The organism is Candidatus Nesciobacter abundans (genome assembly GCF_008189525.1).
GTDB lineage: Bacteria > Pseudomonadota > Alphaproteobacteria > CAJXXZ01 > 1604HC > Nesciobacter > Nesciobacter abundans.
The window spans coordinates 321,508-334,357 of sequence record NZ_CP043314.1; the positions used below are offsets into that span (position 1 = coordinate 321,508).

The window sequence follows — 12,850 nt, forward strand, 5'->3', positions numbered from 1 at the left end:
AATGCTACAATTCCCTTGATAGGGGTTTTATGGGAGTAAGAGGAACGAAAGATTGGGTACAAAATTACAAAAAGTACAGAGAAATAATAAATGTTTTCGAAGCTCATACTAAAACTCATGGATTTGATCAAATAAATCCATCTATATTAGAAAATGCATCTCTTTTTTCAAGGAGCGTAGGCGAAGATTCAGATATAATGAACAAAGAAATGTTCTACGTGATTTCTAAAGAAAGTAATTCTATGGATACTGTTCTTAGACCTGAGTTTACAACATCTGTAATCAGAGCATTGCTAGAAAGCAACTCAATTCAAAACAAGAAAGTATCCTATTATGGGCCAGTTTTCAGACACAATAGACCTCAAAAGGGTAGGTTAAGAGAATTTACACAGCTTGGTTGCGAAGTTTTAGAAGATAGTCCATATGTAGATGCAGATGTTATTCTATGTGCGTACAAAATTGTTAAAGATTTAGATATTAATATTAGTATAAAAATCAACACTCTAGGATCTAAAGAAACATTAAATACGTATATAAAAGAAATTGAGAGTTTATTTTACAAGCTAAAGCATGAAGATTGTACAGATTTCGTAAATTTAAAAGAGAATAGCGCAAGCAAGAATACAAAAGATTTTGAAGAAGGGCCAAGGAAATCAGAAAAATTAACTGAGATTATAAATAAAATTAAAAGCTTTGACATTAAAAACCCAATAAGAATTCTAGACAAAATGAGCTCAAAAGAAAAAGTGCTATTAAATATTCCAAAAATAAGTGATTTTCTGGACAAGGAATCTTTAGATAGGTTTAGTAAGGTTTGCATAGCGCTTAAAGAAATGAAAGTTCCATTTGAAGTTGATCCTTATTTAGTAAGAGGATTGGATTATTATAAGCACACAGTATTTGAATTTGAGGATGAAAGCGAATCTCTAGGAAAATCTATTTTAGGTGGTGGGTGCTATCAAGGCTTAGTGAAAAGCCTAGGAGGTCCTGACATAAATGGAGTTGGATGGTCTTTTGGACTAGAAAGAATGGCATTGCTAATAAATACTGACAAATTATCAGAAGAGAACATCATAGCTGTGATTCCTATAAACAAAACAAGCAAAGCAGAAAAAGAAATAAGTATAGAAGGAGAAAATCTAGAAAAATCAAAACAGAACAATCCAGAAGAAAGTGAAGCAGAAAAAGAGCATATTTTAAATAATATTTATGTAATGAAAGTTGCTGAAAAAATTAGAAAAAATATAAACAAGAACAGTGACATAAAATTAATTCTGTTCCACGATGAGTGGAAGAAATCTATGAAAAAGCTCTCTAAAATAAATCCTAGCATGATTGTTTTTTGTGGAAAAGAAGAAAGAAATGAAATGAAAATTACTATAAAAAACTGCTCTACAAAAGAGCAAAAAAACATTTCTTATGATGATATAGAAACAGTTCTTGTTTAAATAAAATTACTATTCATTATAATGGAGTTAATATGAATATAAAATCAGGGAATATTAGTAAAAATACATTGAAAATCCTGTCTAAAATCGATGAAGCAAAACAAAATAATTGGTGGAAAGAAATCATTGAAGAATATGCATTTCTTGAAAAAAAATCTGAAGATATGTTCTTAAGTGGAGCAGAAAAAGCAGATGTTTATAAGAGAATGGGTATGATTTTTAAAGAATTAGAAATATCCAAAAAAGCAGAATTAGCTTTTGATACCATTTTGCAAATTGAAGAGTTGTCGAAATTTGAACAAGAAGATGAATTTGCAAATGAATTAAGAAAAGAGCAATCAGACCTTTTAAATGATTTAGAAAAATTAAAAACTGATTTTTCTGATTTAAAAAACAAAACCCAAGAATCTGATCAATCAATTATAATGGAAATAAAACCTGGTGTAGGAGGAGATGAAGCTGCTTTATTTTCTTCTTTATTATTATCAATGTATGCAAATTATTGTACAAACAGAAAATTTAAATTCGAAATAATAAACCAAAATATAACTGATATAGGTGGATTGAAGGAAGTTATTATAAATATAAGTGGAGAAAATGCATTTAATTTACTAAAAAATGAATCTGGTGTACATAGAGTGCAAAGAGTTCCTAAAACAGAGTCATCTGGAAGAATACATACATCTACATCAGCTGTATCTGTTATGCAAGAAAAAGAAAATGTAGATATAAAAATAGATGAGAATTATCTTAGAGTAGATGTATACAGATCTAGCGGACCTGGCGGGCAATCTGTAAATACAACTGATAGCGCAGTTAGATTAACCTATTCAGATCCTGATTTAGATACAATTACAGTTTGCATACAAGATGAAAAATCTCAACATAAAAATAAAGAAAAAGGAATGAAAGTTTTGAAAACCAGGTTAGTAGATATGGTGGAAAGAAAAGAACAAGAAAATTTAGCTAGTATAAAAAAGGAGCAAATAGGTTCAGCCGATAGATCTGAAAAAATTAGAACATATAATTTTCCACAAAACAGAATTACAGACCACAGATCTAAAGTAACCATACATTCTATTAACGATTCAAACCTCATGACATTTGAATCAATGGAAAAAATCATAAAATCTCTTGAGTAAATAATGGAAATATCTAGTGCTTTTCATAAACCTTGTTCATAATCTCACAAATCTTGTTCACTTAAATTTTTCTTTTACGAATTAAAAAATATCAATAACAAAGTAAGTATTAAAATCATAATACAATACAATTTTAAAAATGTTATAAGATATATATGAACGCAGAGAATAAAGAATATACAAATAAAGAAAGTATATTTCAGTTAATCAAAGAAGAAGAAAAAAGACAAAAAGAAACTTTATCTTTAATAGCTTCAGAAAACATAACATCCAAAGACGTTATGATTGCCCAAGGATCTTGCTTAACAAATAAATATGCTGAAGGTTATTCAGGAAAAAGATACTATGGCGGATGCACTGTAGTCGATAAAATAGAAGAAAGAGCGATTGAAAATGCTTGTGCATTATTTGGAGCCAAGCATGCAAATGTACAACCACATTCTGGATCTCAGGCAAATATGGGAGTTTTCTTTGGACTTTTAAACCCTGGAGATACTATTTTAGGGATGTCCTTACAATCTGGAGGGCATTTAACTCATGGATTTAAAGTAAACTTCTCTGGACAATTCTATAATTCAATTTCATATGGCGTGAATAACGATGGGATCATAGATATGAATGAAGTAAGAGATCTTGCAATAAAACATAAACCAAAAATGATTATAGCCGGAATATCATCATACAGCAGAATTTTAGATTGGAAGAAATTTAGATCTATATGTGATGAAGTAGGCGCTATTTTGCTTTGTGATATAGCTCATGTATCTGGATTAATTGCAGCAAAAGAATACCCTAATCCAATACATGAAGCAGATGTAGTAACATCTACAACACATAAAACATTAAGAGGACCAAGAGGAGGTCTAATTCTTACAAACAACTCAGATATATTTAATAAGATTAATAAAGGAACTTTCCCTGCAGTACAAGGAGGGCCTATGATGCACTCTATAGCAGCAAAAGCAATTTGTTTTGAAAGCGCAAATCAAGAAAATTTTAAAAACTATATAAAAGATGTAATTAAAAATGCACAACTTATGGCTGATGAATTATCAACAGATTTTGAAATAATTTCTGGAGGAACAGATACACATATGTTTGTAGTCAAATTAAATGATTGCTCTGGAAAAGAGGCTCAAAAATGGTTAGAAGAATCTGGAATTATAGTTAATAAAAACACAGTGCCTAATGATAAAAAATCTCCTGCAGAAACATCTGGAATAAGAATAGGAACTCCATCTTGCTCTTCCAGAAAAGTAGATAAATCTACAATTATAGAAATATCAAGATATATTAAAGAAATTATAAACTCAAAAGGAAAGAATAATTTCAAATCTGAAATAGAAAAAATATGCTACAAATTTCCTATCCTTGAGTTTTAAATCATACTAGCAATTAGAAGGTAAAATACATAAAGAGCTGGAAAATATTCTAAAGAATTATAAAATAGAATTATGAAAAATAAACTTATTCTGTTTGCATTATTAACTAACCATATAACTTCTAGTTATGAATTAGAACTATCTAATCTACATAAAAATGTTCAAACATCAGTTCTTGGCCATACATTTCTCTCAACTAAAAAAAGTATAAATGCATATCTTTCCAAAACAGTGGAAGAAGTAAAAGAACTAACATTTGAAGATCTACAAACCAAAATATCAACTTGGATTAAAAACATGCTTTCTGATATAAAAGAAACTGATGCAAAAAAATTGGAATTAGAAGTCACAACAGATACAGTATTAAAAATCAAAGAAAATCCAAAAAACTCTAGAGAAATTCTTGAAAATAAAATTCTAATAATGACTGCTTTATATGAATCTCAAGTAATTCTTGAAAACCATTCACTTGAAGATTTGAGATATGAAGGCATAAGCGATAAACCTTCACGTGAATTACTAAATAAGAAATTCAAGAATGAAATAGCATATCTGGTGGAATTTTTTTATAGAGTCAATGAAAAAGTAAAGTTAGAAAATGAATTTACATGTGTATCTAAGCATATTAGAGCTTTTAGTATAAATGATAAATGTGATGTAAACACAATGAAGCTAAAAATAAGATTTATAACAGATCATATAGGAAAAAAAGTTCCATTTATTTATGATGCAAATTGCAAGTTAGGTGTAAAAGAAATTTTCTTAGGGAGCTTTATTGGAACACCTGAACTTTGGATCTACAATGGCAATGTAATTCAAGAACCAGCAATACATATATGTGAACTAAGAAAATACACTGGTATACATTTCGTATATGGAGAAAGCGAAGGATTAGATAGCGCTACTTTTGTTTCTCAGCTTTTATATAATGATTCAGAGAAAAAAGAATTCTCAGATTTAATGAAAAAATTAGTAGAAAAATATAAAGACAAAATAATTTTCTCTGGTGAAATAAAAAGATATGGATTTCCTGACAAAGATACACTGTTCACAAAAATTACAAAAGAAATGGTATTTGATACAATGAAACTTGCAACTTTTCAAGAAGATTCTGCTCAAAAAATAATTTTGGGGTTAATTAATTATCTACAAACTATAGATAATTATCATGAACATGAATCAATTCTAACAGAACATAAAATTCAGAAGAAAAGTAAAAAAAACACATGTTCAAAGAAAAAAAATAAGAAAAAAATCTTGTCAAGTAAACATGAAATTAAAAAAACATTAGAATCTGAACAAGAAGAAAAAATAGTTGAAGAAGTAGATATAGATAATGTTGAAACAATTGAAGAATCTGAAAATGCAATCATAGACAATCAGGATGTAAGGGCAGTTAGTGATACAGAAGCCACAAGAGATGAAGATCAATTTACAAGAGAGATTAAGTCTGATTCAGAAAGTGCTACCGAAGAAGAGTTGGCAATAGAAACAAATGAAGGAGATGAAGTTGCTTCTGATAATAGAAGAGCAATTCATTTGAGCAAAGAAGAGAAAATCAATCTAATAAGTAATGCATTGCTTAGTAAAGTAGAAGGAAAATCTATTTTCAAAAAAGATCACATGCTAAGCATAATTTCAGACTGGTTAAAACACACAAATCTATATGACAAAGTAAATAAAGTTAATATAAAAGGATCTCATGTAAGTTTTCATATAAATAATATGTATGTTAAGTTTGCATTACCACATGGATCCAGTTCAGACGGAGCAAGCAAAAATGTAATGGGTAAAATTGCCAAACAAATATCTAGAATAAAGCAAGAATCAGAGAAAAGTAGTAATAATTAATCTAAAAAATCATATCTTACAGCTTTTCACACAATTCAAGCAGGCATGAAATAATTAAAAATATCAAAACAATAAAATAGAATTTATCAGATTATTTAATAACCAGCTGATTAAGAAGAAAAAACCTAAACACTAACAACTTGCTCTTTTAATCTATTATTTTAAGCATTTATTATGTTGTAATAAAAAATTAAACAATATTATCAAAGCAAACAACTTTATTTTTATGAATAGAAATTAATAGAAAAGCACTAATTATAAGTTAATTAGTTTTTTATCAATTTAATATTCTTAGTACTTTCGAAAGCTCATCTTTCATTTTAGATCTTTCAATTATTTGATCTAAATAACCGTGCTTAAATTGAAATTCAGATTTCTGAAATCCTTTAGGAAGTTCTTGGTTTATAGTTTCTTTAATAACTCTTATCCCAGCAAATCCTATTGTAGCTTTTGGTTCTGATATGTTTATGCTACCAAGCATTGAAAAAGAAGCTTCCACACCACCAGTAGTAGGATCGCACATTACAGAAATATATGGTAATTTTGCATTCTTTAAACTTTTTATGGCCAAAACACTTCTTGGCATCTGCATTAAAGCAAATAATCCTTCTTGCATTCTAGCCCCACCTGAAGAAGAAAATGTTATAAATGGAAGATTATTTTCTTCTGCCATTTCACATGCTCCAAATATAGAGTTCCCAACAAAAGTACCCATCGATCCACCTATAAAAGCGAAATCCATAGCTAAAACAATGCATTCTCTTCCTAAAATTTTACCTCTAGCAACTAAACAAGCATCTTCCAACCCAGTTCTAGATTGTGCTTTTTTTATTTTTTCTATATAGGATGATACATCGTAAAAAGATATAGGATCTTTCTTTGATGCTTTGAACTCTATCAACTCAAAGCCCTCATCTAATGTATGTTTTATTCTACCTAAAGCACTTAATCTTCCATGAAATCCACATTCAGGACAAACAGACAGAAATTTTTCATATTTTTCACGAAAGATCATCTTTTCACACCCTGTGCATTTTATCCATAAGTTTGAGTCACTTTCTTTCAATGCTTTGTTTTTTAATTTTGGTTTTACCCAATCCGTAAACCAGTTCATGACTAAATTCTACAATAAAAATCGAAATCTATCTATAAACCAAGCCTAATATCATATGTTAGTGATATGATACTTGTAGGTTTTAATAAACATTAACTATATTAACCCACCAAAAGACAGTTAAAAATAACTTTAAAATGAAACTTAAGTTATACCCAAAGTACACCAAATGCATGAAAAGCCAATTTATTTCAACCATTTCATTTAAACAAACAATCTTTTTAAATTATTTTCTGCAAATTAAAATAAAAAACAATTATTAATCTACAATACTACAAACATTACGTGTATATTCTAAAAATGAATAAGAAATTAATCTTACTAAGCTTATTTTTTCACATATTAAGCACAAACGCAGCTTCAATAGGAGAATCAGGTCTACAACAACGATTAAGGGAAAACCCAGAATTGATGGACACTCAAAATTCGGTTAAGCTTACGGAATTTCCTGAGAAATATATAAAAGCCATAGAAGCAGCCAAGGGACTTAAATTTACAGAATTAATAGAAAACCCTAAAGGCTCAAAGAGTTATTAAAAAATAAACATCTTATTATACACTACTTAGCAAGGTTCTATGAATTTATGAGAATTGATTCGGAATTATATGAACAACAGATTGAACATAGCAACCCTAAAGACTTGAACGAAAAAATAGAAAAATATAAGTATGAAAAATTTTGTACTGGATTCTCAAATTTAATTGAGTTTTTCAATAGGGTTAGTGTAAAGTTAGAAATAAAAAGTGGAGCAGAATATACAATAAATTATAAAGGGTTATATAATTCTAAAAATAATGCTCCACTTAAAATAATATTTATAAAAGATTGCCTTGGCAGAAGTATTCCATTTGTTTTTGATACAATCCTAAAGCTGAATTATAAAAGTATTTTTATTGGAAGACACTCACTTATAGTATTAATTCATGAAGGTAAAATTTTTGAAAAACCATTATTTAGAATTTCAAAAGATCATGGTTACCTTAATTTTATTCTTTCATATGGAATAGAAAGAAATTTTGAGAATTCCATGTTTTTCCAACATGAAAGCACCATAGAAAAAGAAAAACCATGTCTAGTTAAAAATTTTATTAAAAAATATAAAAATGAATTATTTTGTAAAAAAGATAAAATGTATATGTTTAACCAAATAACTCAAAAAATGTTTTTTGATATAATGGAGCTCATAACTGTTACAGAAAGTGATATTGATACTGCTATGTCATTGTTTTTAGATTTCTCTGAATATTTAGCAAAATATGAAAAACAAAATGAAGAAGAACTAAAAAAAGCAAAATCAATCTCTAAGAAGGCAAAAGGGAAGAAAGGTAAAAAACATAAGAGTAGAAAGAATAAATCTAGTAAAATAAAAGTTACAGAAAAGTTGGAAGAACAGTGTGAAGAAGAATTCGTAGAAGAATCGGAACATGAAATAGAAGAATTAACAAGCAAAGAAGTAGAAATAGATGAGAAAGAATCAGAAACACATGGAGAAGATCAAGATAAAATAGAAATCGCACCATTGAGCAAAGATGAATACGAAAACAATACTGAACCTGAAGAAGAACTTGTAATAGAAAGCACTGAAGATGAAAAAATAGATTTTATGACAGAAGCTTTATATAGCCATGCAGAAAATAAAAAATCGTTAAAAAAACAAAATATGATAAAGCTTATATCAAAGTGGTTAAAACACACAAATTTATATGACGAAGTAAATAAAATTAATATAAAAGGATCTCATGTAAGTTTTCACATAAACAATATGGCTGTTAGATTTGCATTACCTCATGGGTCTAGTAAAGATGGAGCAAGTAGGGGTGTAATGGGCAAAATTGCAAGACAAATAGCGAATATTCAGATTAACAAAGTAAAAGATTCTGGAATTGCAGATATAAAAGTAAGATAATTAAACTTACACACTAAAATAAAAACAGTAACATGACTTATTTGAATATGAGTATGATTTATTTAACATACTTTAAACACTGTCTTATTATTCCTATCACAACCCTAAAATTACAATAAACAAAACAAAGTGTAACTGTGCAAATCATGCCAAATTTACTTTTAACCAGTCCATATATGCAAAAACCTGACTAATTAGCTAAATACAGCTTAATTAGCAAGCTTAACGATAGACATAAAAGATAATAAAATTTAATATAAATACAGATGAATATAAAAGATCTTTCAGATACACCTAGTGAAGAACAAAAAATTTCAAAACCATTTAAGTTTTTTGAAAAAGAGCTACAAGCTTCTTATTTAGATTACTCAATGAGTGTTATTATAAGCAGAGCTGTTCCAGATGCTTATGATGGATTAAAACCTGTACAAAGAAGAATTTTATACTCAATGATAGAAGAGAACTGTGTATACGAAAATCCACACAGAAAATCTGCCAGAATAGTTGGTGATGTTCTTGGTAAGTATCACCCTCATGGTGAAGCTGCTATATATGATGCTATGACTAGAATGGGGCAAAATTTCTCTATGTACGCTCCACTTATAGATGGACAAGGTAACTTTGGTTCTATAGATGGAGATAAGCCTGCTTCAATGCGTTATACAGAGGCTAGACTTTCTAAAGTTTCAAACTATCTTTTAGAGGATTACGAAAAAGACACAGTAGACATGTCTTTGAACTATGATGGAACTCTAAAAATGCCCAACGTACTTCCTGCTCGTTTCCCAAACCTTTTGGTAAATGGTGCAAATGGAATTGCTGTAGGAATGGCTACATTTATACCTCCGCATAACTTGTCAGAGGTTATTGATGCTACATGTGCTTTGATAGAAAACAGAGATTTAGATTCTCTATCTTTAATGGAATACTTGCCAGCTCCTGATTTCCCTTTAGGTGGAATAATCTTTAGAAGCAAAGGATTAAAAGATGTATATGAAAAAGGTAAAGGTAGCTTTGTAGTAAGAGGGTTAATAACACAAGAAAATGTAAATGGAAGAGATGCATTGGTTATAAAATCTATACCTTATCAAATAAATAAAGAAATATTGATGGATAAAATTTCTGAGCTAATGCAAACAGAAACACTGTCTAGCATCCATACATTTAGAGATGAATCAAACAGAGATGGAATGAGAGTTGTTTTAGAGCTTAAAAAAGATTCAAACTCTGACTTGGTAATGAACAGAGTATACAAATTCACTCAAATGCAATCTTCTATGCATGTAAATATGCTTGCATTGAACAAAAACAGACCTCAAAGATTAGGACTTAAAGAAGTATTAGATATATTCTTAAATTCCAGAGAAAAAGTACTTATAAGAAGAACAAATTTCTTCCTAAGAAACGCAAGATCTAAATCTCATATTTTGTGGGGACTGGCTTTAGCTCTCAGAAAGCTAGATGAAGTTATTGCATGCATTAAATCATCTTCTAACACATCTGAAGCGCAAGAGAAATTACAAAGCATAAAATGGAAGTGGAATGATATAGAAATTTACTTAAAAATCTTAGGTGATACAAACGTATACGAAACTTATACATTCTCTGAAGAACAGGCAAAAGCAATTCTAAACTTGAAGCTGCAAAAACTTACAGGACTTGAAAGAGATAAATTAGAAGAGCAAATAAAAATCTTAGGAGATAATATAAAGCAATATATAGAAATATTGAACAATTCTGAAAAAAGATTTGAAATCATAAAAAATGAACTTATAGAGATAAAAGAAAAATTCGGAAATAAAAGAAGAAGCGCTATAGAAAGTTCATTAGGAGAAGATTCAGATGAAGATTACATAGAATCTGAGGATATGGTAGTTAGTATAAGTAAAAAAGGATATGTAAAAAGAATCCCACTTTCTTCATACAGACTGCAAAAACGAGGAGGAAAAGGGAAGCAAGGAATGGATATTTCTGATCCAATAGAAAACATATTCACTGCAAATACTCACCAAGAAATAGTATTCTTCAGCAACACAGGATACGCTTATCCTATAAAAACATACAGACTTCCTTTGATATCTTCAGGACAAGGTAGAGGAAAATCAATTGTAAATATTTTCCCACTTTCTGAGAATGAAAAGATAACAGGATCAGTGGTATTTCCTCTTACAAGAGAAGATAGCTTAAGATTAATGTTTATCACATCTAAAGGATATGTCAGAAAAAATAACCTTTCAGATTTCGAAAAAATAAGATCAAACGGTAAAATTGCCATCAAGCTTGATGAAGGCGAAGATCTATTAAAAGTTTTGGTATGCCAAGACATAGATGATATATTATTAGTTTCTTCTTTAGGAAAAATTACTAGATTTTCTGTTTCTGATATAAGAGTATTCCAGAGCAGATCTTCCAGAGGTGTTAGAGGAATGAACCTAAGTGATACAGAAAAGAATAAAATAGTTTCTGCGGATCTAATTGGAGAATCAAAAGACAGCCTTATTTTAACAATAAGTGAAAAAGGATATGGAAAGAGAAGCTCGAAATCCAATTACAAAATCTCTGGAAGAGGAGCAAAAGGAGTTTCTGCATTAAATGTCACAGAAAAAACTGGAAAAGTAGTTGGAGCTTATGAAGTCTCTGATGAAACTGAAATAATAATGATGACAAAGCAAGGGCAGGTCATTAGATTTAATGTTGAAAATATAAGAGTTTCTGGAAGGAAAACTCAGGGTGTGATTTTAACAAAGCTACAAGAAAGTGATGCTATATCTGATGTAGTAGTTGTAAAAGATATAAAAGATGAAGAAATTTCTGAATAAGTATTTCTATATTTATAATAAAAATAGCTTTGAGCATAATGCTCATAAAGCACATTAACCTTAAATTTAATATTTAATACAGTTTTGTAAAAAAAATACATATCAAGCAAATGGATTTTTTGTTTTTTAAACCTCAAAATAAAAATAGTTTTATAATTGAAATTTTTTATATTATGTTTTTTATACCTTGCATACAATCATGCATACAATCATTTATATATTTGATTCATTAAATAATTATCAAAGTAATAAATAACAATCTCACTGTACCTATAAAAAACTCTTAACAATTTCAAGAAAAATAGCATTTTAATAAAGCTATTAATTATTAAATATCGCAGCTTGGTACTTTTTTTAAGAAAGAATCTTTACTAATCTTCTTTATTGAATTTCTTCCTAAATCAGCCAAACTAAACGGTCCGTAAGATATTCTTTTAAGCATGAAAATAGTCATTCCATGTTTTTCACATAGTTTTCTTATTTCTCTGTTTTTACCTTCTGATAATTCTAAAGTTATTACATTTTCTTTTCTTATAAAGCAATTATTACTTTTATGCTCATTAACCGTATTGTTTTTATTAATATCTTTATCAACTCTACCTACTTTTTGCATAAAAATTTCGTTTTTAAGAAGCTTAATAGGCTTTAAATTCATAAAATCTACTATAGGATTCTTTATATCTTCTATAAAAGACTGCGGCACCTTGTTTACTCTTAACTCATATACTCTTTTATATAATTTAGAAAACTTATCAACTAGTGTGGAATTATTTGTTAAAAAGATTAAACCTTCTGACATATAATCCAATCTTCCTATAAAAGTTAGATAGGGTAAATTTTTTCTCTTAACATAGTCAAATATAGTTTTAAATTTATTTTGTCCATTATGACTACATATATACATAATCGGCTTATAAAGAATATAAAATTCAAACTCTGCTTTTTCTAAATGAACTCCATTTATTTTTATAGAATCATCTTCAGAAATTCTTATTGCACATGATTCTACTTTTGTATCATTTACAAAAACCTTACCTTCATTAATTAACTTCTCAGCTTTTCTTCTACTGGTAAACCCTTTTAAAGATATTACATGTGCTATTTTTTTTAAATTAGAATTCACTTTACTCAAACTTAGTTCATTTTAATCTAAATCACAGAAATAGCCAGAAGCAATGGAAATATTA

General features: G+C 28.7%; 9 protein-coding genes. 7 read left to right on the top strand and 2 right to left on the bottom strand.

Features of this window, described 5'->3' with window-relative positions; all coding sequences use genetic code 11:
* The first annotated feature begins 29 nt into the window (after nt 1–29).
* The 4 genes from FZC36_RS01460 (at nt 30) to FZC36_RS01475 (ending at nt 5,823) form a co-directional block, all read left to right on the top strand.
* Entirely contained in the window at nt 30–1,448 is a 1,419-nt protein-coding gene (locus tag FZC36_RS01460) for a histidine--tRNA ligase (protein ID WP_148972224.1), read from the top strand.
* 32 nt (nt 1,449–1,480) lie between these two features.
* Nucleotides 1,481–2,590 (top strand): PCRF domain-containing protein, encoded by a 1,110-nt coding sequence (locus FZC36_RS01465; protein ID WP_148972225.1) that lies wholly within the window; start codon nt 1,481–1,483, stop codon nt 2,588–2,590.
* A gap of 149 nt (nt 2,591–2,739) precedes the next feature.
* Nucleotides 2,740–3,972 (top strand): serine hydroxymethyltransferase, encoded by a 1,233-nt coding sequence (glyA, locus tag FZC36_RS01470; protein ID WP_420887541.1) that lies wholly within the window; start codon nt 2,740–2,742, stop codon nt 3,970–3,972.
* A gap of 72 nt (nt 3,973–4,044) precedes the next feature.
* A complete protein-coding gene (locus FZC36_RS01475) occupies nt 4,045–5,823 on the top strand; it encodes a hypothetical protein (protein WP_148972227.1) in 1,779 nt (592 codons plus the stop codon).
* Between the two features lie 277 nt (nt 5,824–6,100).
* On the opposite strand, the gene FZC36_RS01480 is transcribed toward FZC36_RS01475, so the two are convergent.
* The gene (locus tag FZC36_RS01480; protein ID WP_148972228.1) at nt 6,101–6,937 is read right to left on the bottom strand and encodes an acetyl-CoA carboxylase carboxyltransferase subunit beta; all 837 of its coding nucleotides are present in this window, start codon (nt 6,935–6,937) and stop codon (nt 6,101–6,103) included.
* Nucleotides 6,938–7,237: 300 nt separating this feature from the next.
* On the opposite strand from FZC36_RS01480, the gene FZC36_RS01485 reads away from it, so the two are divergent.
* The 3 genes from FZC36_RS01485 (at nt 7,238) to gyrA (ending at nt 11,663) form a co-directional block, all read left to right on the top strand.
* On the top strand, nt 7,238–7,474 hold the full coding sequence (locus FZC36_RS01485; RefSeq protein WP_148972229.1) for a hypothetical protein: 237 nt from the start codon (nt 7,238–7,240) through the stop codon (nt 7,472–7,474).
* Nucleotides 7,475–7,521: 47 nt separating this feature from the next.
* On the top strand, nt 7,522–8,844 hold the full coding sequence (locus FZC36_RS01490) for a hypothetical protein (protein WP_148972230.1): 1,323 nt from the start codon (nt 7,522–7,524) through the stop codon (nt 8,842–8,844).
* Nucleotides 8,845–9,110: 266 nt separating this feature from the next.
* The gene (gene gyrA, locus FZC36_RS01495) at nt 9,111–11,663 is read left to right on the top strand and encodes a DNA gyrase subunit A (RefSeq protein ID WP_148972231.1); all 2,553 of its coding nucleotides are present in this window, start codon (nt 9,111–9,113) and stop codon (nt 11,661–11,663) included.
* A 328-nt stretch (nt 11,664–11,991) separates the two neighbouring features.
* On the opposite strand, the gene FZC36_RS01500 is transcribed toward gyrA, so the two are convergent.
* Entirely contained in the window at nt 11,992–12,786 is a 795-nt protein-coding gene (locus FZC36_RS01500) for a pseudouridine synthase (protein ID WP_187440079.1), read from the bottom strand.
* Nucleotides 12,787–12,850: the final 64 nt, after the last annotated feature.

Bases quoted from the DNA above. Each gene is read 5' to 3' on its own strand.
- FZC36_RS01485 (WP_148972229.1), top strand. From the start codon at position 7,238: ATGAATAAGAAATTAATCTTACTAAGCTTATTTTTTCACATATTAAGC.
- FZC36_RS01490 (WP_148972230.1), top strand. From the start codon at position 7,522: ATGAGAATTGATTCGGAATTATATGAACAACAGATTGAACATAGCAAC.
- FZC36_RS01475 (WP_148972227.1), top strand. From the start codon at position 4,045: ATGAAAAATAAACTTATTCTGTTTGCATTATTAACTAACCATATAACT.
- gyrA (WP_148972231.1), top strand. From the start codon at position 9,111: ATGAATATAAAAGATCTTTCAGATACACCTAGTGAAGAACAAAAAATT.
- FZC36_RS01465 (WP_148972225.1), top strand. From the start codon at position 1,481: ATGAATATAAAATCAGGGAATATTAGTAAAAATACATTGAAAATCCTG.
- FZC36_RS01480 (WP_148972228.1), bottom strand. From the start codon at position 6,937: ATGAACTGGTTTACGGATTGGGTAAAACCAAAATTAAAAAACAAAGCA.
- FZC36_RS01460 (WP_148972224.1), top strand. From the start codon at position 30: ATGGGAGTAAGAGGAACGAAAGATTGGGTACAAAATTACAAAAAGTAC.